Origin of the sequence: Variovorax sp. RO1 (assembly GCF_002849325.1) — a bacterium.
GTDB lineage: Bacteria > Pseudomonadota > Gammaproteobacteria > Burkholderiales > Burkholderiaceae_C > Variovorax.
This window is the reverse complement of record NZ_PKMT01000001.1, coordinates 2302979-2325714: the sequence shown is the minus strand read 5'-3', so window position 1 is coordinate 2325714 and position 22736 is coordinate 2302979. Positions and strand designations below refer to the sequence as shown.

22 protein-coding genes and 2 tRNA genes are annotated in these 22736 nt (G+C 60.9%); 15 read left to right on the top strand and 9 right to left on the bottom strand.

Going from position 1 to position 22736, the window contains the following annotated elements; all coding sequences use genetic code 11:
- Positions 1-144: 144 nt before the first annotated feature.
- The 10 genes from CY658_RS11050 (at position 145) to CY658_RS32460 (ending at position 10092) form a co-directional block, all read left to right on the top strand.
- On the top strand, positions 145-1821 hold the full coding sequence (locus CY658_RS11050) for an FAD-dependent oxidoreductase (protein ID WP_101490326.1): 1677 nt from the start codon (positions 145-147) through the stop codon (positions 1819-1821).
- 20 nt (positions 1822-1841) lie between these two features.
- The gene (locus CY658_RS11045) at positions 1842-2105 is read left to right on the top strand and encodes a UBP-type zinc finger domain-containing protein (RefSeq protein WP_101490123.1); all 264 of its coding nucleotides are present in this window, start codon (positions 1842-1844) and stop codon (positions 2103-2105) included.
- A 107-nt stretch (positions 2106-2212) separates the two neighbouring features.
- Positions 2213-2917: a glutathione binding-like protein gene (locus tag CY658_RS11040; protein WP_101490122.1), complete on the top strand. Its 705-nt coding sequence runs from the start codon at positions 2213-2215 to the stop codon at positions 2915-2917.
- Positions 2918-2952: 35 nt separating this feature from the next.
- Positions 2953-3029, top strand: a tRNA-Pro gene (locus tag CY658_RS11035).
- Between the two features lie 329 nt (positions 3030-3358).
- Complete coding sequence (locus CY658_RS32470; RefSeq protein ID WP_143605924.1) at positions 3359-3544, top strand: hypothetical protein; 186 nt, start codon at positions 3359-3361, stop codon at positions 3542-3544.
- A gap of 560 nt (positions 3545-4104) precedes the next feature.
- Positions 4105-4181: transfer RNA gene (locus CY658_RS11025), tRNA-Arg, on the top strand.
- Positions 4182-4355: 174 nt separating this feature from the next.
- Positions 4356-5594: a tyrosine-type recombinase/integrase gene (locus CY658_RS11020; protein WP_101490120.1), complete on the top strand. Its 1239-nt coding sequence runs from the start codon at positions 4356-4358 to the stop codon at positions 5592-5594.
- A 309-nt stretch (positions 5595-5903) separates the two neighbouring features.
- Positions 5904-8255 (top strand): ATP-binding protein, encoded by a 2352-nt coding sequence (locus CY658_RS11015; protein ID WP_101490119.1) that lies wholly within the window; start codon positions 5904-5906, stop codon positions 8253-8255.
- Entirely contained in the window at positions 8252-9358 is a 1107-nt protein-coding gene (locus tag CY658_RS32465; RefSeq protein WP_143713660.1) for a hypothetical protein, read from the top strand. Before CY658_RS11015 ends, CY658_RS32465 begins: the two co-directional genes overlap by 4 nt.
- 11 nt (positions 9359-9369) lie before the next feature.
- Complete coding sequence (locus tag CY658_RS32460; protein WP_143713658.1) at positions 9370-10092, top strand: hypothetical protein; 723 nt, start codon at positions 9370-9372, stop codon at positions 10090-10092.
- On the opposite strand, the gene CY658_RS11005 is transcribed toward CY658_RS32460, so the two are convergent.
- The 7 genes from CY658_RS11005 to CY658_RS10985 form a co-directional block, all read right to left on the bottom strand.
- On the bottom strand, positions 10080-11738 hold the full coding sequence (locus CY658_RS11005; RefSeq protein ID WP_180838911.1) for an N-6 DNA methylase: 1659 nt from the start codon (positions 11736-11738) through the stop codon (positions 10080-10082). The two genes, CY658_RS32460 and CY658_RS11005, sit on opposite strands and share 13 nt — an antisense overlap.
- On the bottom strand, positions 11728-11961 hold the full coding sequence (locus CY658_RS32455) for a hypothetical protein (protein WP_143713656.1): 234 nt from the start codon (positions 11959-11961) through the stop codon (positions 11728-11730). Before CY658_RS32455 ends, CY658_RS11005 begins: the two co-directional genes overlap by 11 nt.
- Positions 11962-12411: 450 nt before the next feature.
- Positions 12412-13542 (bottom strand): hypothetical protein, encoded by a 1131-nt coding sequence (locus CY658_RS11000; protein WP_101490116.1) that lies wholly within the window; start codon positions 13540-13542, stop codon positions 12412-12414.
- 195 nt (positions 13543-13737) lie between these two features.
- A complete protein-coding gene (locus tag CY658_RS10995; protein WP_101490115.1) occupies positions 13738-14265 on the bottom strand; it encodes a hypothetical protein in 528 nt (175 codons plus the stop codon).
- A gap of 9 nt (positions 14266-14274) precedes the next feature.
- A complete protein-coding gene (locus CY658_RS10990) occupies positions 14275-14682 on the bottom strand; it encodes a glycoside hydrolase family protein (protein ID WP_374221098.1) in 408 nt (135 codons plus the stop codon).
- A complete protein-coding gene (locus CY658_RS32885) occupies positions 14591-15400 on the bottom strand; it encodes a hypothetical protein (RefSeq protein WP_219589582.1) in 810 nt (269 codons plus the stop codon). Before CY658_RS32885 ends, CY658_RS10990 begins: the two co-directional genes overlap by 92 nt.
- Positions 15397-15786 carry a hypothetical protein gene (locus tag CY658_RS10985; RefSeq protein ID WP_101490113.1) on the bottom strand — a complete coding sequence of 130 codons (390 nt, stop codon included), beginning with the start codon at positions 15784-15786 and terminating at the stop codon, positions 15397-15399. The genes CY658_RS32885 and CY658_RS10985 overlap by 4 nt, the downstream gene beginning before the upstream one ends.
- A 162-nt stretch (positions 15787-15948) precedes the next feature.
- On the opposite strand from CY658_RS10985, the gene CY658_RS10980 reads away from it, so the two are divergent.
- A complete protein-coding gene (locus tag CY658_RS10980) occupies positions 15949-16683 on the top strand; it encodes a DUF1353 domain-containing protein (protein WP_101490112.1) in 735 nt (244 codons plus the stop codon).
- Positions 16684-16792: 109 nt separating this feature from the next.
- Here the strand turns inward: CY658_RS10980 and CY658_RS10975 are convergent, their stop codons facing one another.
- On the bottom strand, positions 16793-18397 hold the full coding sequence (locus CY658_RS10975; RefSeq protein ID WP_219589581.1) for a PLxRFG domain-containing protein: 1605 nt from the start codon (positions 18395-18397) through the stop codon (positions 16793-16795).
- A gap of 123 nt (positions 18398-18520) precedes the next feature.
- Between CY658_RS10975 and CY658_RS10970 the strand changes: the two genes are divergently transcribed.
- Positions 18521-18808 (top strand): KTSC domain-containing protein, encoded by a 288-nt coding sequence (locus CY658_RS10970; RefSeq protein ID WP_101490111.1) that lies wholly within the window; start codon positions 18521-18523, stop codon positions 18806-18808.
- 100 nt (positions 18809-18908) lie between these two features.
- On the opposite strand, the gene CY658_RS10965 is transcribed toward CY658_RS10970, so the two are convergent.
- Positions 18909-19691 carry a hypothetical protein gene (locus CY658_RS10965; protein WP_143713654.1) on the bottom strand — a complete coding sequence of 261 codons (783 nt, stop codon included), beginning with the start codon at positions 19689-19691 and terminating at the stop codon, positions 18909-18911.
- A gap of 173 nt (positions 19692-19864) precedes the next feature.
- Between CY658_RS10965 and CY658_RS10960 the strand changes: the two genes are divergently transcribed.
- From CY658_RS10960 to CY658_RS10950, 3 genes are all read left to right on the top strand, one after another.
- Positions 19865-20074: a hypothetical protein gene (locus CY658_RS10960; protein ID WP_101490109.1), complete on the top strand. Its 210-nt coding sequence runs from the start codon at positions 19865-19867 to the stop codon at positions 20072-20074.
- A 218-nt stretch (positions 20075-20292) separates the two neighbouring features.
- Positions 20293-20460, top strand: a complete 168-nt coding sequence (locus tag CY658_RS32985; protein ID WP_257884818.1) for a helix-turn-helix transcriptional regulator — start codon at positions 20293-20295, stop codon at positions 20458-20460.
- A 544-nt stretch (positions 20461-21004) separates the two neighbouring features.
- The gene (locus CY658_RS10950) at positions 21005-22690 is read left to right on the top strand and encodes a hypothetical protein (protein ID WP_101490107.1); all 1686 of its coding nucleotides are present in this window, start codon (positions 21005-21007) and stop codon (positions 22688-22690) included.
- Positions 22691-22736: the final 46 nt, after the last annotated feature.

The window sequence follows — 22736 nt, the reverse complement described above, 5'->3', positions numbered from 1 at the left end:
TGCTGACCGAGTCTGGACACGCGCAATGAAAGCGGCATGTCAGCGGCGTGGCAGACACATGACGTTGTTACAACGCGCACCCGGGTCGATTCGGCGCCGCTTCGGCGTCTAATGCGGGGCATTCGCGACACGGAGTTCGACCCCATGGCCACCGATGCACCAGGCGCCAACAGCCGCCTGCACCAGACTTTCCCTGTCCTCAGTGACGCCGAGATGGCACGCATCGCCAGCTTCGGCAGCGTGCAGCGCTTTGCGCGCGGCGAGCGACTGTTCACCGCCGGCGAGACCGGTGCCGGCATGTTCGTGCTGCTCAAGGGCGTGGTCGCCGTCACGCAGCGCGACGGCCTGGGCCATGTGGTGCCGATCGCGCGCCAGGGGCCGGGCGAATTCCTCGCCGAGGTCGGCCAGCTCAGCGGGCGCCCTGCCCTGGTCGACGGGCATGCCGACGAAGAGGTCGAGGCGCTCGTCGTGCCACCCGACCGCCTGCGCGCGCTGCTGGTGGCCGAGGCCGACCTGGGCGAGCGCATCACCCGCGCGCTGATCCTGCGGCGCGTGGCGCTGATCGAATCGGGCGCGGCGGGGCCGGTGCTGATCGGGCGGCCCGACTCGCCCGAGATGGCGCGGCTGGAAAACTTCCTGCGCCGCAACGGCCATCCTTATCACCTGGTCGATGCAGCCGCCGACGCCGATGCCGCCGCGCTGCTCGCGCAATATGGTTCCGACAAATTGCTGGCTGTCTGCCCCGACGGTTCGGTGCTGGTCAACCCGAGCGACGAGGGTCTGGCGCGCTGCCTCGGCATGGTCGACACCGCGGCGCGCGACGAGCTCTACGACGTGGCCGTGGTCGGCGCCGGCCCGGCCGGCCTTGCGACCGCGGTGTATGCCGCCTCCGAAGGGCTGCGCGTGATCGTGCTCGACTGCCGCGCCTTCGGCGGACAAGCCGGCGCCAGCGCGCGCATCGAGAACTACCTGGGCTTTCCGACCGGCATCTCGGGACAGGCGCTGGCAGGTCGCGCCTTTGTGCAGGCGCAGAAGTTCGGCGTCGAGATGCTGATTCCGGCGCAGGTGGAAGCGCTCGACTGCTCGCGCGAGAACGCGCGCGGCAGCCTCGCACTGAAGCTCACCGACGGTCGCACGATCAGCGCGCGCACGGTGGTCATTGCGAGCGGCGCGCGCTACCGCCGACCCGGCGTGCCGCGTCTGGCCGAATTCGAAGGCCGCGGCATCTGGTACTGGGCCTCGGCGATCGAAGCCAAGATCTGCGCACAGCAAGAGGTTGCGCTGGTGGGTGGCGGCAACTCGGCCGGCCAGGCGGCGGTGTTCCTGTCGCGCCACGCGGCCAAGGTCAACGTGCTGGTGCGCGGGCCGTCGCTGGCGGCCAGCATGTCGCGCTACCTCATCGACCGCATCGAGGCCACGCCCAACATCTCGCTGCAACCGCACACCGAACTCGTGCGGCTGCACGGCGCGCCCGAAGAAGGCCTTACCGGCGCCACGTGGCGCTGCCATACCTCGGGCCAGGAGCACGACTGCCCGGCTCGCAACATCTTCCTGTTCGTCGGCGCGGAGCCCGAGACGTCGTGGCTCGACGGCTGCGGCGTGTCGGTCGACCGCCACGGCTTCGTGCTGACCGGCCCGGCCGCGAGCAGCGGCTTTCCGGCGCGCCCCGCTGCGGCGCTCGAGTCGAGCGTGTCCGGCGTGTTCGCGGTGGGCGACGTGCGCTCGGGTTCGGTCAAGCGCGTGGGCGGCGCGATCGGCGAAGGCGCCGCGGTGGTGGCGCTGATTCACCAGCACCTGTCGTCGACCTCGGCCGTGGCCTGAGTTTTTTCCAGAGATACCCCATGCCCATCCAAGCCTGCGAACACGTTCCCGCCGACCTCGCGCAGCCGCATACGCCCCGTGGCTGCGAAGACTGCCTGAAGACCGGCGACACCTGGGTCCACCTGCGCCTGTGCGTGCACTGCGGCCATGTGGGCTGCTGCGATTCGTCGAAGAACCGCCACGCCACGAAGCACGCGCGTACCGAAGAACATCCCGTGATCCAGTCGATCGAGCCCGGCGAGCACTGGATGTGGTGCAACGCGCACGAACGACAGGTGGGGTGACCGGTCCACGGCACTGCAGGCAAATGCCCGCACCCGCACGCGTCCGGATGCGCGTGTATATGCTGCCGTTCTCCCGTCACAACCCTCTCAATCTGGAGCTCCGCGACATGCCCGCATCGCCCATCGAGGTCTATTCCTGGCCCACGCCGAACGGCCACAAGATTCACATCATGCTCGAGGAGTGCGGCCTGCCGTACCACGCGCATCCGGTGAACATCGGCACCGGCGACCAGTTCGCGCCCGAATTCCTGAAGATCAGCCCGAACAACAAGATCCCCGCCATCACCGACCCCGACGGACCGGACGGCCAGCCGATCTCGCTCTTTGAATCGGGCGCCATCCTCGTCTACCTCGCGGGCAAGACCGGCAAGTTCCTGCCCACCGGCGACCGCGAACGCTACGACGTGTTGCAGTGGCTCATGTTCCAGATGGGCGGCGTCGGTCCAATGCTCGGCCAGGCACATCACTTCCGCATCTACGCCCCCGAGAAGATCGCTTATGCCGTCGACCGCTACACCAACGAGGCCAAGCGCCTGTACGGCGTGATCGACCGGCAGCTGTCGAAGCACAAGTTCATCGCCGGCAACAGCTATTCGATTGCCGACATCGCCATCTTCCCGTGGCTGCGCAGTTGGGAAAACCAGGGCATCACCCTCACCGACTACCCGCACCTGAAGGCCTGGTTCGACGCCATCGCTGCGCGCCCTGCCGTGCAACGCGGCGTGAAAGTGCTGGCCGACCTGCGCCGCCCGATCACCGATGACAAGGCGCGCGAGATCCTTTTTGGCAAGACGCAGTACGAGAAGCGCTGAGCGGGCCTTTATTCGGGCTAGAATCGAAGGCTTGGCGGGGCGTAGCGCAGCCTGGTAGCGCATCTGGTTTGGGACCAGAGGGTCGAAGGTTCGAATCCTTTCGCCCCGACCAAAAGAAAAGTGAAAGCCTGCAACGATGAAAGTCGTTGCAGGCTTTTTTCTTTTCCGGGCCGCTCGCGATCACCGCGAATCTCGCGCCCCTTTAGACGTTTCGTAGCACGACCCACCGGTTTCCGTACATTGGGCAACGGGACTGCCTTGTTGTTACACCGCAATGGCAACCTTTTTCTTACGGGACTACCCGTGTGGCACTCGGCGCTCACGCAGAATCGAGTCAATCGTGATCATGTTTACAAAGTAAGCTGAATCGCGTTTACAAAGCCAAAGAGCTGAGTCAGGGATGGAAATTGAAGCAGACCCTCACCCCTGGACCCTTTTCCGATGCTGAACTACTTTTCCCGCTGTTCTTGCGGCCTCAGGCATCTCGCTCGCATCGAGCGCCGGCCATGGATGCGGCTCTTCTCGAGCCAACGCTTCTACCAATGCAGCGCCTGCGGAAAAAAGCAACTGGCGTCCGAACGCGCGGTGAACGAAGCGGTCTTCAAGTACCGCTCGGAGAACGTCTGACACCCCCTCGGCCACAGCGATCCAGGGAGGCATCGGACGGTCGAAACGCCCGCCCTTAGCAATCTGTTGCGCGTGCAGCCCTTTCGCTGCATGCCCTGCGCACCCACAGAATCGAACACGGGTGCTTCACGGTTGCATAGACCGCGAAGCAGCGTCGGGGAAAGAGTGTCGACACCTTCCCGGTTTGAACTCTTCTGTGATGCTGCTGAATCTGTTTCTCCGATGTTCCTGCGGCCTGGCCGGCCTTCGTCGCCTCGAGCGGCGAACCTGGATGAGGATGCTGCCGGCCCTCAGGTTCTACCGGTGCAGCACCTGCGGCCAGAAGCAGCTCGTGTCGAAGCAGGCCGCCGAGACCGCCAGGGTGTCGTCCCGCGCCAGCCACGCCCATTCGCCCTCTCAACGAGCACCCGCGAAGGCGTCGTGCATGGAGGGATGTAGGTAGAATCCGCGCTTCCCCGGTCAGAGGCAGAAGCGTCCAGACCGTTGATTTTTCGGGTCTGTAGTCGCACTGCGTGCGGCCCGAGCACCGAAGGCTCAGGCCCTCGCTTCTCAACCGGAATCTGCCCGTAGCTCAGTTGGATAGAGCACCTGCCTTCTAAGCAGGTTGTCGGGGGTTCGATCCCCTCCGGGCAGGCCATTTAGTGGCTCCATGTTCCCCCACAAAGAGCCGCGAACAGCCATTTCTCCTCTGTAGAAGCAGGGGATTTCGCTCCACGAGCAATCACGAGAAACCGCTGAGATTCCTCCAATTTGGGGGAACAGACGGGGGAACGGGTACAGTTTTAGCCCCAGCCGCCGAAATTGTTCCCCCATGCTCACCGACACCGCCTGCAAGAAGACCCTCTGCCCTGCCGACAAGCTGCGGCTGCGCCTCGCCGACTCCGGCGGCCTCTATCTGCAGATCGAGCCCAGCGGGTCGAGGCGCTGGTTCTGGAAGTACCGCTTCGACGGCAAGGAAAAGCGCCTGGCACTGGGCAGCTATCCCGAGGTGACGCTCAAGGCCGCGCGCACCGGCCGCGACGACGCCCGCAAGACTCAGCAGCAAGGCATCGACCCCGCGCAGCGCCGGCAGCTCGAAAAGCTCGAACGCAAGGTCGACACCGACGCCAGCTTCGAGGCGGTGGCGCGCGAGTATCACAAGACCAAGAGTTCGGCGTGGAGCTCGCGGTACGCGGAGCGCTGGCTCTCAATCATGGAGAAGGATGCGTTTCCCTGGCTCGGCAGCCTTCCCCTATCCAGCATCACGGCGCCGATGTTGCTGCAGGTCCTGCGTCGCGTCGAGGCCCGTGGCGCGCATGAGACGGCACACACGCTGCGCCAATGGTCAGGCCAGGTGTTCCGCCACGGCATCGCCACCGGCCGGTGTACCAGCAACCCAGCGCCCGACCTGCAAGGCGCGCTGGTACCGGTGCAGGTCAAGCACATGGCCGCGGTGCTGGAGCCAGTGAAGGCGGGCGAGCTCATGCGCGCCATCGCCGCATACGCTGGCCAGCCTGCGACGCGCGCAGCGCTGCACCTCTCTGCCCTGCTCTTTCAGCGGCCCGGCAACATCCGGCAAATGCGCTGGTCGGATCTCGATCTCGAGAAGGCGCTATGGACGATCCCGGCGGCGGACATGAAGCGTACGAAGACCGCCAAGATCAACGGACGCCCGCACTTGGTGCCGCTGCCACAGCAGGCCGTCGAGGTCCTTGTCGATCTCAAGCCGCTCACTGGCCACGGCCAGTACGTTTTCCCGAGCCTGCTGACCGGCGAGCGGCCCATGAGCGACAACACCGTGAACACAGCGCTGCGGCGCATGGGCTTCGACAACACCGAGATGACAGCCCACGGTTTCCGAGCGATGGCGCGGACGATCATGGTCGAGCAGATGGACGTCGAGCCCGAGGTCATTGAGGCGCAGCTCGCGCACGGAAAGAGCGGGCCGCTCGGTGCCGCCTACGACCGTGCGGAATTCGTGGTCAAGCGCCGCAAGATGATGCAGCTGTGGGCCGACCACCTCGACGAGCTGCGCCAAGGGGCAACGGTCTTGGCCTTCAGGGCTGCGTAGCGCTGAAAACAGCTCGACGGTCACCTCGACGAAGAGGTCGGTACGACGCGCACACCTCCTGAGCAGGTGTTGACCACCTACTCGAGCGCGAGGGCTTTTACGTCGCGCCCATGCCCAGCAAGAGCTACTAGGATGCCTGGCGCCCTCTATGACCAACACGTTTCAGGCTAGCATCCACAAAATAGGGAAGATGTATCGATTGGCTTCTACAGCCCGGCGGCTAGACCGTTGCCCCGAACCGAAAAGAATTCCCTTCGAGCGCGCCGCGATTCAACACTCCTCCGCCCCGCAACCCCATAAAGCAAACCAATGACGGATCCAAAGACGGCCAACACGATCGAAGATCTACAGAAGGCATTGGTAGACGTTCTAACAAAGCCGCAACTAGACTTTGCGCAATTGGTGGACATCAGTACAAGGCTTTCACGCCTCGATCCCGACTATGTGCGGTTCGCCAGCGATGGCGGCCTAATTGATCGTTTGGGCCAGGAACTGGTAGCTCGGCAAGAAACCGCGGTCTCGGAGCTCGTCAAGAATGCCTATGACGCCGACGCTCAGGAAGTTACGGTCACGTTCGTGAATGCCGAGACCGCTGGCGGCAGCCTGCATCTCGTGGACGATGGGCACGGCATGAACCGCGATCAACTTATCAACGGCTTCATGCGTCTGGCGAGCAACGAAAAACAGGCCTTCCCCGTTTCACCGCTTTACCGACGCGCGCGCGCAGGACGCAAGGGTATCGGAAGATTTTCAACACAACGCCTCGGTCGACGCCTCGAACTGGTCACCCAAACAGCAGATGCCGCTCACGCCTGGAAGCTTTCCATCGACTGGACCAAGTTTGCATCTGGGACCGATCTTCACCAAATCGCCACCCGGGTCGAAATGGTGCCCAAGGAGCGGGTGAAGGGCACAACGCTAAATATCCTGGGCTTACGGGACCGTTGGACGGACGCACAGATCAGCCGTGTTTTCCGATACGTTGAGGATCTGCTTGACCCTTTTCCTGCGGCTGGACCGACCTTGGGCTTCGCGCCTGACCGCGCGGACACTGATCCCGGCTTTAAAGCCATCTTTCTGCGCAGGACAAATAACGAAGAACGCTTGGTTGCTAGCGAAGACCGCATGGTTCTTGAGCATGCAATCGCAAAGATATACGCGGAAGTCGATGCAGATGGAAAGGCGTGGACCACATTAGTGAGTGGCAAGCTAGGCCTAAATGAAAAAGAGCCTTTGCGCCTCAACGACTCCGAATCACAGACTACATTCAGGTATCTTAGAAACGTCAAGCTTGATGCCCATTATTTCATCTACGACAACGAGCTCATGCCGTCACAACTTAAGGGACGGCTTCAACGGTTGGGTAACGAACAGGGTGGCTTTCGCCTGTATCGAAATGGTTTTCGTGTTCTTCCGTATGGGGAACGTAGAAACGACTGGCTAGGTCTCGACGAAGAGAGTCGACGTCGGGCGGTTCTTCCTGCGGTTGCCAATTTCAACTGGCTTGGAGCGATCTCTATCGTCGACCCAGACCACGACATCTTCTTCGAAGTCTCGAGCCGCGAAGGGCTAGCCATGAACGACGCGATGGCCGAACTGATCAAGTTTGGCCATGCCGTGGCTGTGAAGTGTGCCATGCGCATTGGCTCGATCCGAGGACGCAAAACAAAAGCAGGCGGGCCGGCCCGCACCCCTCCCCGAGCTCAACCGACAACGCCAGAAGTGCTCCGCGACGCCGCGGCCGATCTAAGACGCGATCCGCACGGATGGAACACGAATCCCTCGTCAGTTTTGGAGGGCACAGCGGCCCCCCACTCAACACCAGAGCAGTCGACTGGGCAACCGGGCAGCATGCCCACATCCCAAGCATCTAGCCGGGAGGTCACCTCCCAATTGCTTGTGGCTGCAGCGAATGAAATCGAGGAGCGAGACAAGGAAATCGAGATGCTGCGCGTGCTCTCGAGCCTAGGTTTGGTAGTCGCAACCTTCACTCACGAAGCAAGAAACCGAGTGATGTCTATGAGGGATCAGCTAGCGATCCTGCTCGCCGATACCACCCTACCGGAAGAGTCGTTGCGCAGGATTGTCGATTTACGTGCGGCCACTAACGATCTGAAGTCCTATCTAGGCTACTTCGAGCACTCGCTTTCCGAGGTGCAGAAAAGGGAGCTGGAACAGCAAGACGTCTCAGCCCTGATGTACGAATTCGTTCGAGCATTCGATCCCATATCCAAGCGCTGGAACATTTCCATTGAGACCTACATCGACGAGGGCCTAACCTCGAAGCCGATGTTAGCTTCGGAGTGGTCATCAATTTTGACCAATCTCTTTACGAATTCAGTCAAGGCCATTAAAAGAGCAGAGCGGGACCACGGCCAGATTCTAATTCGAGCAGTTCGAACACAAAATTGGATCCAAGTCGATTTTATGGACAACGGCGACGGAATTTCGCACGAGAATTGGGATCGAATTTTCGATCCCTTTTTTACCCTGTCGGCCACTTCGCTCGACGATGACTTAACCGGCATGGGCTTGGGACTTAAGATCGTGAGGGACACTGTTTCAAGTCGAAATGGTCAGGTTTTTGTGATCGATCCCCCCGAAAATTTTCAAGCTTGCATGCGAGTCAGGATCCCTGCAGATCAATCACCCTCCCTATGACCTATATCAATTACCTGTGTATTGACGATCAACCAACGGAAGTCGCGGGGAAGCTCGAGTTGCTTGGCCGGGCGTCAGATCGTTTACGACTGGGTTGCGTTGCTCCAACGAAATCAATCGATGACATCGTGAAGCAGATCGAGGCACGTAGAGACATCAGTGGCTTACTAGTCGATCTTCGTTTGGATCGCGTGGCCGGGCTGGAGGGGCGCGTCCAATACAATGCACCGACGATCGCACAGCACATTCGTAGCCTTATGGCACAGAAAAAGCTTCCGGCATTGCCGATTGTGCTTTGGACCCTACCAGCCCGGAAGAAATCACTCTATGACCCGGATCGGCCGAGTCACGATCTTTTCGACGAAGTAATCGATAAGGACGAGTTGGAGGGCGATGCTCAATTCACTGCTGCAGCCATTGCCCTTGTCGATCTCGCCCTAGGATACCAGCAACTGTCGGCAAACCTGACGCGCGCCAAGAAACTGTCATCCCTACTTGAAGCCCCCAAGACAGCCATCGATCCGCGAGCCGACGCAGCATTCGCCGCCGAACAGATGGACGGGCGCTCGGTTAGTGATGCTGCTCGATTTATCTTGTCAGACGTAGTACGCCGAGAAGGTCTGCTGGTTTCTGTGGATACCCTGTGCGCTCGCTTGGGCGTCAGTGTTGAAGCGTTCATTGGCTCCAAATTGGAGAACGCCTTGACGCCCTTTCAATACGAAGGTCCGTTTTCCAAACGTCGTCCGATGTGGTGGTGGAAAGCAGTGCAAGCCTGGTGGGCAATTAAATTTAAAGAGTACCCCGCCGTACTGTCATTGGAGGCGGCACTGCGAGTCCAGTTACTGCATGGAAAAGAATTAATCAGTGCCGAAGCAGAAGCCAAGCGAATAAAAGATGCGTATAGCAGTCGTTTCACCGGTGTTTGCGATGTTCTACGCAAACCCTTAGACCCGATTGATGGCTACTTGCTTGACGCTTCGCAGGCACGCCCTTGGTCAGATAGACAATATGTATCGCAGGAGGTTGCGCATGCGCCTGCGCGCTTCAGCTTCGACAAGAATCGTCTTGATCCATTGGTTCGGGCACGTCTGCGCTTCAATTAACTCCGTCAAACATGCAGATCGCAACCCCCACGGATGTTTCGCTCGAATTGAGTGAACTAGGCCATATTCTCAAAAATCTCGGGATCATTCTCGATGATAAGCCAATCCAAGACTCAGCCCAGCAGGTGTTAGGTAGCCGCTCTGGACTCTGGTACTACCAGATCGACCAGCTCCTCATAGAGGTTGGCGGAAAAGGACTCAAATATTTCCCGACACATGCCTCGGGAACGACCCAATGCCGATTGGACATGACGGTAGAGGGGTATGAGACACGGGTAAACGACGATGACGACCCGCTGAAGCACAACGGTGTGCAGATATTTCTGAGTAGCAGCGTAGGTGCAAAGAAATACAACGCCGCTTGGCACTTTGATGCGCAGGGCGCACGAGGCACCAGTCATTACTTGCATCCCCGCTACCATATGACTTTCGGAGGCCTGCAGCTCTTTCCACAGCTGTCCGTAGACAATGGGCAGCATCAAATGCGCAATTTGCTCCTGTTGGACTCGCCAAGGTTCTCGCATCCGCCCTTGGACTTGGTGCTGGCGGTCGACTTCATTCTGTCGCATTTCGCTGGACCAAAATGGGCATCAGCGCGACAAAGTGCCGACTATGTGCAGCATCTGAAGCGCTCGCAAGAGCGCCTTTGGAAGCCGTACTTCTCTTCCGCCGCGAAGATCTGCGCTGGCGCACCGCACGCCTGGGGCCCAAGCCCGTGGCCTCAGTTGGTATGAGACTGTGCCCGAGATTTTCCAAGCCGCATCTGCCGGAGTCCGTTGAGCTGCGCTCGAATCCGCTCACATTCTGCCGCACTGATTAGTTGCGGCTCGACCAGCAAACGTCTATCCGCCTCTTGTCCAGCCTCGTCAACAAGCCCTTGCCGTATGAGCTTGTCGACATCATCAGCATAGCGGCGTGCTCGGTCGAGGCTTAGGGTCTCGAGTGATACGGGTAGGCTCACACGTCTGACATCGGACGGTTCGAGCTTTAGCGCGCCTCCGCCTAACTTGCGGGAAAGAAGCTCAGCGGATAGTTGCGCAATAGACGTCATCGCAGCCAAACCGACCGCAAACTTGTTGACGTCCGTCTTGGCGGGCATCAGGCGATATATTGAGTTGGTGCAGGCAATTTCGGCGTCATTGATCATTAGCCTGAAGTAGCCGTTGTGCAAGCTAGGTACAAAACCAAGTGCAGTGGTGCAGCAGCTCACCCTCCACCATGGCTGCCGTTTTGCAAACGTCTTATTCCTTGACTGGAGCGCATCCGGATAGCCAGCAAGATAGCGGGCGACTTTCATATTAGGCTCCCCGGCGGAGGGGGTCAGCATGAAACGGTCGACCGCATCATCAGCACGAATGACTGCGCGCTGAGCGGTTCCGGAACCGTGGATGACAGCCGTCAGCTCGGTGCTCATTATTCCCAGCTCCGACCACTCTGTCGCCGATTTCACAAAAAATGGCACATCGCCCGTGACCTCGCCGATGAGTGGATGAAGGAAATGGCCAAGCGGCTTGAGTTTCGAGTTCGCGCCGAGTTCATCAAGCAAAGTCTGCGCTGCACTGCGTATGGCCTGTTGATCTGTCGTCAATTCAGCAGGATCGTCCCACAGATAATTCTCCTGAAGCGCCTCGCACGCCACATGAATTGCCTTGGTGGCAGTGGGCCAGCCTACCGGGCAATAATTATCGGCGAGCAAGAGACAGGTGCGCTCTTGGGCGCCCGAACTGAGAAAGAGCCGTTCATTCACCTCGACAACACGAATCGTGCGAAAGAGTTGTTCGAGGCGGGTTCGTACTGGCGCAGCATAATTACTGGCCAAGTACGAACTCGGGAGAACAAAGGCAATTCTTCCACCCTCTTGGAGAAATTGGAGGCTGTGAGCTAAGAAGTACAGCCACAGCGCCGCCTCCATCGAGAATCCGCCGCTGTATAGCCGCCTCCATTCTTGAATGGTATCCCGTTGATCCGACGACATCTGTCGGTACGCCACAAACGGCGGATTCGCCAAAATTACATTTGCAGTACGACGTTGCGGATGAACCTTCAAGAAATCTGCGAGTGTGAATTGGCGAAGGTCCTCATCATCGGGGAATAGCTCTCGAAGGTGAGAAAACGCTTGAGAATCGACGTCGTAGCCTTGAAGCTGCGCAGCCGGTGCATGGGAGCCGAGTTCACTCAGCCGGGCAACCGCGGATGACAAAAGTGCGCAGCCGCCAAAGCTAGGCTCCAACACAAAGTCCTTAACGTCTCGAATCGCCCACTTAGCGAGGATCGTGGCGGCATGCATCGGCGTGTAGTAGATGCCAAGATTGCGACGACGAAGAGCATCTGCCACCTGAGGCTTGACCTCGGCAGCCCCTTCTTTGGCCTCAATCAGCATGATCTTCAGATACCAACAAAGTACGGGTGCTCGCCTGTTGCTCATGCGCTTTTCTCAGCACAATCGCTTCGTTCTCCACGTCAAGTTCAACCGTCACACGATCCCCAACGCCGAGGCCAAGCGTGACCAACAGATGCTCATCCAAGGCCACTCGTCGCAGCTTTTGAATCTGAACAGCGCCGAAGGATACTTTTCGAATACTCATAATTGACTGATCGTACATGACTGCGTACTCATTTCCGGGGCGCTGAGAAGTCAACTTGAACCACCTCTTGGCCAGGCTTCTATCAGCTGCTCGAGCGCGAGGCATCCATGTCACACCGATGCCCGGCAAGGCCTACCAGTGGTGCTCTATCTTGGTGGGCCGAGCCGGTGGCCGGCGGCTGGAAGGTGGCGGCCCGTGGCAGGAGGGCCCGAATCTGAGGATTGCGGTCGGCCGGGCCATCGTGGCGGCGCGCTTTGGGACACAAACTCCCGAAGATTGAAGATTGGTGAGTGAGCGTCGAGCAGTCACTCTCACGCCACACGCAAACGCAGCGCTGCGGTCCGAGCGCGCAAAAGGCGACATTCTTCCACTGCGTTTTTCATGACCACCTACCGGCAAACGGCGCGCCTTGCGCGGCAGCCCGGTTAGCTTGAACAACCAGCCTCGAGTAACCCGCTACCGTCGTTTTCATGGCCTCCCAGCTTCTATCGGCGGTTCACCAGCGGCTGCACCAGAACGCAACCTCTGGTGTACGGCGTGCGCCGTAGTTGCCGCCGCCTCCCAATCTATCCCCCTCAAGAACTCCTCGCCATCGAACGACTTCTCAAGCTTCGCTAGAAAAGAGTCCAGCCAAGCGTGATAGTCCCAGCCTGATCGCGACAGTAGTGCCCACGGTTTGAACTCAACACTCGTTGTGAGGCCCACTTGGTAGACACTCAGGTCAGAGAAGGAACAACCTTCAAGGTAAAGCTCGGTGAAGCCCGAAGGCAGGTTTGCTCCGAATCCAGCAAAATCCACTGACACCGTAAGCATGAACTTTGGCGTCGAGATCAAGATAGAGCTCGGCGAGAGCCGCTGCACCTTCGCACCCAGCGGGAGCGTTAGATCGAATCGGGAGTAACGAACGCCATTGGGACCGTACGAAGATACCACTCGCCCCGGCGGCGGAGTTGCGCCAGAGTCTTTCATGAACACCGCCCGTTCACGCATCGGTCGGGAGAAGGTGTCCAGAAAGCGGTTCTTAAAAACGATGTCTGGAACATCCTCTCGGGATAGCTCCTTCAAATGAGCGGCTTCGAGACCAGATTGATTGAAGTAGTCGGTGAGGTGCGTTGACAGTGTCTCAAGGACAAAGTACTCAGTCGCTTCGACGATGAGCTGACCAGCTTCCGTTTGCCTGATGCGGCCTGTTCCGGCATTCACATCGATCTCAAAGGCGTTGTGCACAGGGTCTGAGTCCCAGAGGCGCTTTGGCGCTGCGTTCTCGGCAAATAGGCCCTCAACAAACGACTTGATCTCTTCGCTGTACTCGTAGCGCGGAACTTTCACTAGATTACTGGTCTTCGAACGAAAAACTACGAAGCCGGACATTTTTCGACACACCCGTCGAGAAGGGATGGTCTGCCGCACAACGATAAAGGTGCTGACAGCCAGAAGTCCCATGGAAAGGCCCCAAAGAGCAAGCTTGCTCGAAAGGGCCTCCGCAATTGCAGTAGAGAGTAAGTTGACGCCCAGGGCAAGAAGTACAGCGGCGGCTAGCAGCTGCAAAAGTGCGCCTCGGCTCTGCAGCAAAGTGGCGAGCGGGTTGGACTTATTCATTTTTCTATCGCCACAGTTGATGCAAACCGCACCCAAGCTCCATGAGCGAATTCGTTACAAACACTATAGCGTGCGCACCGAGTGCAGTGGGATTTGACGCTCGTCAACAGCGCGGTTTGCGACATCCGTGAGACATGGGCAGATGAAGTGTCGCGCTGCCGGGGCGGGGATTTCTAACGGGTCGGGAGGACGACACTACGGCGGCGCGAGTAGCGCGCGATCGTTCTTCACGGTGCCGAGCAGAAGCTGCACTTCGTTGTCTCGCCCTTCAACAACGAGTCGACCTCGTTCAAGAAGCTCTCGACTTCGCGCAGCCATGGCTGCGAGGACTGCGGATCGATCTGAGACACGCTGGCAGGCAGCGGGGCCGCTGACGGCCTGCGCGCGATCAATGGCGGCGAAGGTGCGGTATTGCTCGCGCACCCGGCCAAGCTCAGCAGCAACAGTGCGGCCACGGCTGGCCAGCACCGCGAGGCGCGCTTCGTATGCATCGACGTTCTCCTTCTGGGTCTTGGCGTGCGTCGCCATCAGCGCGGCGGTGCGCTGCAGGTCGGCCAGCGCGGCCAGCGCGCGGGCAGTGTTCTCTTCGGCTCGAGCGCGTTTCTCGGTGGCCAGGTCAGCGCGGGCGCCTGCCGCGCGCGTGCGCTCGACGCAGCCTGTGCCCCAGCCCGCGACGGCGAGGGTCAGCAGCAGCCAGATGGCGATGTTGCGCAGGTCAGGCATGGCCCTCTCCTATTGCGCCGCAAGGCATGCGCTGTGTCGGGCCTGCTGCCGCATCCATACGCCTTTGCACCCCTTGGGGCCCCAGTTCTGCGGCAGACGGCAATCGCGGCCAGCCTGGAAGCGCCAGGTCAGCAGCGCTTCGCACGCGCCGCGATAGTCGCCGCGAAGCAGCCACGTCCGCGGCGATTTGGGCTTCACCCAGTTGCCGATTCCGTACTGCCCCTCGAAGTCCATGTAGAGGTCGTATTCCTCCTGGAACAGCTCCACATCTGGCAAGGAGGCGGCGAAGCGTCGCTCTTCGGTGCGGTGCAGGTTGCGCGCGAGTTCAACGGCGCGCCGGCGCGTGATCGGGGGATCTGCAAGCGTCACCCGCTTGCCGTCCTCGTAGCGAGTCGAGCCGTGGCCGATGGTCGGCACATCGCCTTGTGTCGGGACGTAGGGATGCAGCACCTCGGTGCCATCTGCTTGCACCGTTACCGTCATTGCGCGTGCCGTTGAACACGATGCTGCAAGGACCGATCGCATCGGCGCTGTCGGGCGTCATGGTGAAGACCAGCTCGTCGCCGTCTTGCGAGGCGATGAGGATGCACCCGTCGATCACGGGAGCTACGTTTCCGTCCAGAGCACTGAAGCGCGGTGCGTCGTTGCCGCCGTAACCGCCCCCCATCCCCCAATTGGAATCGACTACGAGAGTCCCACCGACGTTCGCGATGGTGCCAATACCACCGTAGAAGGTGGCGAGGGTCCCGTCGATGTTCCCTGCCCCCTCCGATGCACGGAGTGCCCAGTCCGTCCCCGGGGGGATCGGCAAGCGAAGGACTTCGACCGGAGTGAGGCCAGCCAACATGAACGCCACAGCCTTGACGTTCGGAGAGCTTGCGCTGCCCTCACCGCCACCACCGCCGGTCGCGCTGATGACCGGGTGCGCGGGGTCTGTGTCGTCGATGGTGACGTTGGCGCCCGGCACGAGAGATTGCACGCCACCAGCGCCGTCCTCGCCCTTGGCTCCCTTCGGGCCTTGCTTGGCAAGCTCGATGATCTCGACGCGGTTGGAGCCCTCGACAATCGAGAATTCGCCCGGCGCTTCAACGACGATCTGTTCGACCGCCGAGACGACGACGACTTCGACGCTCATGGCGTCGCCCCTGCCCGCGTCACTTCCCGCGACACAGTCACAGCACCGGAGAACAGTCGGCGGACCGCGCCGTCGGGATAGACGATCTCCAGGTCGTAGACGCCTGAGCGCCACGTCAGCGCAGCGGTAAGGACGGGGTCAAGATTGAACGCGATCTCGCCTGTCACGCCACCCAGGATGATTCGCCCGTTTTCGGTCGTCAGTTCCAGCAAGGGCGTCGGCGAGTCGATCTTCTCCCGGATCTGCATGCGCGCCGTGCAGCCAGTCAGGTCAACGGGCTGCACCGTCGCCTTCGTCTCTCCTGCCTTCCAGACGGCGGAATCATCGAACGTTGCGCCCTGATAAATCGTCAGGTTTCGCTTGGCTGGTGGGTTGGATGCGGACATAGGCCGGCATGCTGCCGGCCCATCCCACACCCGTCGAACCCCACAGGGGGCTAAATCAATAGCTGCTGCAGCGTCCCACGCAAGCACTCAATAGTGACTACGCGGCAAGTGCCCGAAAGCCACGCATTTCGCGCAGAATCGAAAGACAACGAGGAGGCTTCCATGACCATCAGACACTGGGTTGCATGCAGGTGCCTTGCACTTGCGACAACATCCCTTTTAGCGCACCCTGCTTTTTCTCAGGACTTCGGCCGCTATGAAGGGACCGTTCAGACTGAATGGCTCGAAGACGGCAGGAAAATGCGCCTGCTCGCGCCTTTTACCTACTATGACCACAAAGGAAGGAAGTGGGACGCGCCAAAAGACTGGGTAGTTGATGGTGCGTCGATTCCCCAGGTTGCCTGGACCTTCTCAGGCGGGCCATATGAGGGAAAGTATCGAAACGCATCGGTCGTCCACGATGTGGGCTGCGACAGAAAGGCTCAGCCATGGGAGGACGTGCACGAGGTTTTCTACTACGGAATGCTGGCTTCCGGAGTCGAACCCTGGCGCGCAAAAATCATGTACGCAGCGGTCTATCACTTTGGCCCACGGTGGCCTCGATTCGTTGAGGTCCGAGACAAAACCTGGCGGCCGAGGGATGTCGTTCCTCCGCACACGGTCGGTGCGGTCAAGGGAAGTACCGCCATGGTTGTCGCATCGGGTTCGCGCGCCATATCCGGAAATGACGGGAATGGGTCGAAAACGGAAAAAGTCGCGGTTGTTGCGATTAACCCTCCGGAAAAGAAATTTACAGCCGCCGACTTCGAGGAACTGAAAGGTCGGATAGAGGCTTCGTCGGCGACTGACAGTGTTTCCTTGCAAGAAATACGAAACTTCGTCCCAACCAAGCAATAGGACTCGTCAGCCAAAACCTCTTCGGCTAATACGTGTACCTGCTGCTGGACAAAGTGAACGAGCGATACCGATCAAAACCGCCCGCAGCTACTGCTCGACGTGCACGCACTCACTCTGAGCCAAACGCTATGCGTGCCCTCGCTGCATCTTCACGCAGCTGGGCGCGCATTGCCCGCGGCGCGGTATCCGCGATCCGCTCGTCCTTGCTCTTGCGCATCTGGCGCACACGCTCCATCACGCTAGGAATGCTGATGCGCATCGGCTGCTCAGGGTTCTTCTCGTTCCACGATGCCACCTGGTCACGCGCGGCCTGCACCTTCTTCGGGTCGCTTTCGAAGATGCCTTGCGCCCACTGCGAGCGGATCTCCTGAGACCGCAGGTTGTAGAAGGCCTTCGCGCCCTGGCTGATGCGGTTCGCATCCTGGATCGTGGCGACGCTGCCAGGCTGAAAGCCGATGGCCTTCATGGCCGCTTCGAGCGCGTTGGTGTCGAGCACCTTGTAGCCCTTGGCGTCGCGGTACATGCCGGTGGCCGCCATGTCGGCGCCCTTCACAGCGTTGCGCACCGCCGCCGGCGACATCTCCAGCACGCCGGCGCCCACGTCACCCGTCAGCACACTGCGACCGCCGGACAGGATGCGGCTGGCGAAGTCGCCGGCCGGGCCCGCGATCTCCAACACGTCGCGCGCGTGGCTGGTCTTCTCCAGCAGCAGCCCGGTGCCGGGAATCAGGTTGCCCATGCCCAGTCGGCCCGACACGTCGAGCGGCGCGCCCGGTAGACCACTCACCCCCTTGTCGATGAACTGCGCGATGCCGCGCGGCAGCATGCTTTCCAGGAACTCTTGCCGTGCCTTCTTCGCCGAGAAGTTGTAGCCCAGCATCTGCGCGAGACCGTCGGCCGCATCCTCCAGGTCTTCGGCGAACGGCAAGCCGCCAGCGCCGCCCATCAGCATCAGCATGCCCAGCGCAAGCAGCGCGGCGCGCTTGCCCTCGGGCCCGCCCTGCGTGTACATGCGGTGCAGCAGCTCCAAGTAGGCGACCGAGTAGGTCTTGAAGGTCATCAGCGTGCCGCCGACGGCGCCGCGGCCCCACTCCATCTTGTTGGCCTTCGAGTACAGGAACTGCGTCTCGGTGATGGCCTGGCGCGCGAAGCCGGCGGGGTCGGCAATGCCCTGCGCCTTCGCGGTGCGGTAGGCAGCGATGAAGGTGATGCGGCGGTTCAGCTGCTCAGCCGCGCCGAACACCTTGCCCCATGCCAGCGACACGCGCGACAGCGCGTTCTGACCCAGCGCGCGCAGGTCGCCGCCCCGGGTGTCCGGCGCAGCACCAACAGGGCTTCGTGAGCCGTCATCTGCCATCCGAACATCACGTGCGGCTGCAACATCTTCACCTCCTTGGGGTTGCGTTTGGACCTGCGCATCGCGCGCATCGACGGCCGCGACGATCTGCGGCGTGCGCAGGCCGCCGGCGTCGATGCCCAGCGACTTCGCTACCTTGCGCGCCTGCAGCGCGTTCGTGCGCCAGGCGCTCGGCCGCGCGGCTACAGCGTCGGAGGGCACTGCGGCACCCTGCGCCGGCGCGGCGGCGGGCGCATGTGCCGTCCCTTTCGATGCGCCGCGGCGCGCGCGGGCCTGCTCAACACCTTCCTTCACGGTTGTGGGTGCGGGCGCCGATGCCGCCACCGCGGGCGCCAGCGCGTCCAGCTCTGCCTGCACTCGGTCACGTTCAGCAATGAGCCGCGCATCCCATCTGCGACGCTCTCGCGCGCCGCGCAACCGAAGCCAAGGCCGCGCACGCGCTGCGCCTGGCCGCCTGACCGCCCACCACCAGGAGCAACCATGCCAGTGACCACTTCCGCACCCGCCGCCCGCACCGACGAAGCCGAACTCATCGTGATCGCGATGAAGCCCGTGAAGTCTCAGCAGGTGGCCTCCATCGGCTACGACGCCGGCAGCAAGACCCTCGCCGTGACCTTCACCCGCGGGCCCGGCACCGTCTACCAGTACCCCGGCGTTGACGCCAAGGTGCACGCCGATTTCCTCGCGGCCGAATCCATCGGCACGTTCTTCGGCAAGCACATCAAGACGCGGCCATTCAAGAAGTTCGCACCGCCCAAGGCCGCTTGACCCGGCCATGAGCGAACGCACACCAGAAACAAGGCGCGCCCGGCACGTTGGGATGCTCCGCCTCCGACAAAACGCGACGATGCGATACCTTGGCTTGGATTTATTGCGCCGTAAAGCCGGTAATTTCGTACTCTTGAGTTCTTGTAGGCGATTTGAACTCGAGGGGAATCGCAAGAGCGTAGTCGATCAAGTAGACCGATTTCTTCTTGGAATCGAAGCCTCTGTCGTTTTTGGTAGTGCACGCCAACCACACGCCATTCCCAGAAAAATTCTTTTGCAAGCTGGCTGCAGGCGCTATTTTCTCAGCAATACATTCGGACTTTTCAGTAATGAAGTTAAAAGCTTGAGGGCGATTGCCCAGCTTTGTTTCGAAGACCAATTTATCCCCGACTTTCATATTTGCCGGGTCGAACTTAAATGGCGCCACCTCCTTGACTTCTTGGTACGGCACCGGAAAAGTGTCCCCACTGATGATTGTGTCGCTCCTCAACTGCAAGAGCCCCGCCCAAGTCAAATACACAAATCGCGCCGTGAGAAAGTCATTATTCCGAAGCTCACGGACCTCGCGATAAAAACCATTACCAAGATTCGTGAATCGAACATCGAAGGGACTGACCTTCGGGGTTTGCTCTCCAATACCGGCCTGGCTTAAATTCATTTTCATCGAAAACTCTTTAATTCCAGGTTTTGGCTTCAGATTAACCTCCGTCAATTTAGCTCGCAAAGCTGCAGACGGATACGAAATGCTGTATTCCGAATTCAGATAGCCACTGAAGTCAGCATTAATTTTCTCAACATTAGGATAAGCAACGCATCCTGAAAGGACTGTCACAGCGGTAAAAATGAATGTGCCTTTAGTAGCCGAACCAATTGAAATCTTCACGCTCTTCCTCCTGTTAAAAAATGTTTTCATCCCATCAGATGAAATTGAATGTGCTGTGTGAAAAATTCCCGGTTGCCGTCGCTTGAGATCACGAAGACCCCGAGCGACGCCTATGTCGCTGCCGCGCGCGCAGTGCAGCGATGGATCGCCGAACACCAAGAAGAAAAGACAAAATGACCAATCCGATTGAAACCAGCGAATCCGAAGCCTTGCCGTGGACGCCGCGCGGCTCCGCTGCGGCAGTGCCGGCTCAGCCCGCGCTCACGGTGGGTGAGCCAATCCTCGACGAGTTCAAGGGCGACGAGACCTACCTAGTCCGCGGCATCCAAGCATTGCTCGAGCACGCCCCCGTGCGCTTTGAAGTAATCGAGGTGTCCGCATGACGGGCCTTTTTCACGAACTACTGCAGTGCAAACACAGCGACCCGAGCCTACGGCGCGCTGGCGCCGGAAAGTGGGTCACTGTGAATGTGCCGGCTGAGCTGTGGGGAAAAATTCAAGCCGCCGCCGAGCAGGCCGAATCTCGATCCTCGGTCCCAACACATAAGCACCGAGCACCACCCGCCCAGACCCTCCAGGTGGCTCTGATACCTGACGCACTCTTGCGCATCGACGTTGTCGAACATCTCACCGGGCTGGGCGAATCGACGATCCGCCGGAAAATGGCCTCAGCCAACTTCCCCCAGCCAATCAAGAACGGTGCGCGATGCACGCGCTGGCGCGCCGGAGACGTGACGGCTTGGCTGCGCGAACAAGCAATTGCCGCGTAGCCGCCAACCATTCGTCGCAACAACGTCGCACGGGCAATTGGGTTCCCCCCGGCCAGATCACATTCGGCCTCGATGCCATCTCACAATGCGTTTTTCGCGCTGATGGCATCGAAAACCAGTACATTCAATCCGGGGGAACAGACGGGGGAACAATTCGAACGCCTACGAATGGAATCGAATACTGGTGCGGCCTACAGCTCACCCTTCAATCCCCTCCGGGCACCACTTCCCCCTGTCGTCCGCTTCCTGATCGAATGTCAGGAAGCACCGCTTCCCCATCAGCGGGACCAACAAGCGCCTCTCGTATCGCTCCTCCAACGACACGAACCACCGGTTCCCGTGGACTCCCACAAAAGCGGTATTTGGTTTGCAGATCGCTCCGTTAGATTCGGCCGATCACAGACCGAGGAGAACGTCATGACGATGGCGACCACCGCACGAGAACCAGCGCTCATTGCCACGCCCATGCGCCGAGGGCGCGAGCGCCCGAGGTCAGCGACCCGGTTCCCGCACCCTCCTCTCGGCCTGTGTGCTCGCAGCCCCCATGGAAGCCCGGGCCCAGGTCAATCCCGAGATCGCGAATTGCGTCGAGCTCAAGGACGAGGCCACGGTCACCCAGGCCGACCTTTGCTCGGCCCACATCGGTTGCCGCTTCGTGCTGAGCGCACAGAAGACCTGCGCGCGCGCCAAGGGCTACCTCGAGCGGCTGCAGGTGGCCATTGGCGAAGGCACGCGCACCTTCTTCGGCTACCACCGCAAGGAGGTCACGCCCGATGCGGTGTTCACCGCGGTGCTCAATGGCGATGACCGCGAGAACGAGCGCAAGCTCGGCGGCCTGGCACAGCCGCAACGCCTGTCGCAGGAGATCGGAGCGCGCGTGCGCGAGGTGGGCACTGGCGACACGCTGTCGGGCAAGGGCACCGGCGACACGAGCTGGGTCTACTACGGGCAGGTCAAGGACGGCAAGGCCGACGGCAGCGGCACACGCGTCTTTTCCGACGGCGAGATCCAACGCGGACAGTTCAGCGCCAATCGCGTGCATGGCGCTGCCGACATGCTGTACGCCCCCAACGGCAATCGCTACGTGGGAGAGGTGGCCAACGACAACCGCGAAGGACAAGGTCTGCAGGTCCTCAGGGACGGCGGGACGAAGTCAGGCAACTGGAGCAAGAACGCGTCCTTCCAGGGTACTTTTTTGCGCGCCGACGGCACACGCTTCGAGGGAAGCATGAGCACCAATTGGCGCACACAAGGACGCGAGTACCGCGCCGATGGCACGCTGGCCGAAGAAGGCCGCTACGAGAGCGGCAAGCTGTCGGTGGGCACGCAGCACGACGTGGCCGGCGTTCGCACCGAGGTCAACCTGCCAGGCGCGCGTGAGGCAGCCACCCGCGAGGCCGCCGAGAAGAGCAGGCTCGCAGCAGAGGCCGAAAAGCAACGCAAGCGCGAAGAGGTCGCACGCGCCGAGCAGCAGTTCCAGGCCGGCCTGCAAACCATGAACCCCGGACAGCTGTTCGCCCGCGCCGACGAGCTGAATGCACAGGGCGATCGCGCCCGTGCGCGTGAAGTGCAGCGTGCGTTGATGAGCCGCTTTCCCGACCACCCGCTGGCCGCCACGGCGGCGCGGCAGATGACGGGTGAGTCCGGTGGCAGCGCGGCGGCAAATGGAGGCTCAACGCCAGGGGGCGCGGCCAACCGCCCCGCAGGCACGCGCCTTTCCAGCCAGACCTGCGAGGCCATGAAGCAGTCGGTCATCGCGACCAAGGTCCCATCCAATGCCTCGATCACCGCCAGCCAGGAAACGGTGATGTTCATGACGAAGACGGTGCTGGACATGATCGCCGCCAACTGCCCCACCGAGCCCGGCGTGACACCCGCCCAGATCGCCGCGGAACGCCAGACGCGTCAACAGCAGTACACGGCCGCCGAGAACGCCTGCAATGCCGTGCAATCCGGCGGGCGCCGGTGCGTTGCGCAGAATCATTTCGGCCCCGGCGCAGCACCTCGCCCGACCGAAACCCGCGGCCCGATTTACGCCTGCGAGATGAACGAAAAGGTCGGTCCCGATGTCATCCAGTCGTACGACCCGGTGAAGGGGCGGACCACCTGCCAACGCATCTACCGTGCGGGGCAGTCGAGTGGGAGTGCGACGTCGTCGTCAACGGCCGGCGGCGGAACATCCCGCGTGTCCGAAGACAACCGCACGTGCAGAAACTGCACGGCCAACTAGCGTCCGCCTGCAGTCGCCCCCGGTGCGGCTGACCCAATGACACAGG

Bases quoted from the DNA above. Each gene is read 5' to 3' on its own strand.
- CY658_RS10995 (WP_101490115.1), bottom strand. From the start codon at position 14,265: ATGCCTGACCTGCGCAACATCGCCATCTGGCTGCTGCTGACCCTCGCC.
- CY658_RS11000 (WP_101490116.1), bottom strand. From the start codon at position 13,542: ATGAATAAGTCCAACCCGCTCGCCACTTTGCTGCAGAGCCGAGGCGCA.
- CY658_RS32460 (WP_143713658.1), top strand. From the start codon at position 9,370: ATGCAGATCGCAACCCCCACGGATGTTTCGCTCGAATTGAGTGAACTA.
- CY658_RS11020 (WP_101490120.1), top strand. From the start codon at position 4,356: ATGCTCACCGACACCGCCTGCAAGAAGACCCTCTGCCCTGCCGACAAG.
- CY658_RS32455 (WP_143713656.1), bottom strand. From the start codon at position 11,961: ATGTACGATCAGTCAATTATGAGTATTCGAAAAGTATCCTTCGGCGCT.
- CY658_RS10980 (WP_101490112.1), top strand. From the start codon at position 15,949: ATGACCATCAGACACTGGGTTGCATGCAGGTGCCTTGCACTTGCGACA.
- CY658_RS10960 (WP_101490109.1), top strand. From the start codon at position 19,865: ATGACCAATCCGATTGAAACCAGCGAATCCGAAGCCTTGCCGTGGACG.
- CY658_RS32465 (WP_143713660.1), top strand. From the start codon at position 8,252: ATGACCTATATCAATTACCTGTGTATTGACGATCAACCAACGGAAGTC.
- CY658_RS32885 (WP_219589582.1), bottom strand. From the start codon at position 15,400: ATGAGCGTCGAAGTCGTCGTCGTCTCGGCGGTCGAACAGATCGTCGTT.
- CY658_RS11040 (WP_101490122.1), top strand. From the start codon at position 2,213: ATGCCCGCATCGCCCATCGAGGTCTATTCCTGGCCCACGCCGAACGGC.
- CY658_RS10985 (WP_101490113.1), bottom strand. From the start codon at position 15,786: ATGTCCGCATCCAACCCACCAGCCAAGCGAAACCTGACGATTTATCAG.
- CY658_RS10950 (WP_101490107.1), top strand. From the start codon at position 21,005: ATGGAAGCCCGGGCCCAGGTCAATCCCGAGATCGCGAATTGCGTCGAG.
- CY658_RS11050 (WP_101490326.1), top strand. From the start codon at position 145: ATGGCCACCGATGCACCAGGCGCCAACAGCCGCCTGCACCAGACTTTC.
- CY658_RS11005 (WP_180838911.1), bottom strand. From the start codon at position 11,738: ATGCTGATTGAGGCCAAAGAAGGGGCTGCCGAGGTCAAGCCTCAGGTG.
- CY658_RS11045 (WP_101490123.1), top strand. From the start codon at position 1,842: ATGCCCATCCAAGCCTGCGAACACGTTCCCGCCGACCTCGCGCAGCCG.
- CY658_RS10970 (WP_101490111.1), top strand. From the start codon at position 18,521: ATGCCAGTGACCACTTCCGCACCCGCCGCCCGCACCGACGAAGCCGAA.
- CY658_RS11015 (WP_101490119.1), top strand. From the start codon at position 5,904: ATGACGGATCCAAAGACGGCCAACACGATCGAAGATCTACAGAAGGCA.
- CY658_RS32470 (WP_143605924.1), top strand. From the start codon at position 3,359: ATGCTGAACTACTTTTCCCGCTGTTCTTGCGGCCTCAGGCATCTCGCT.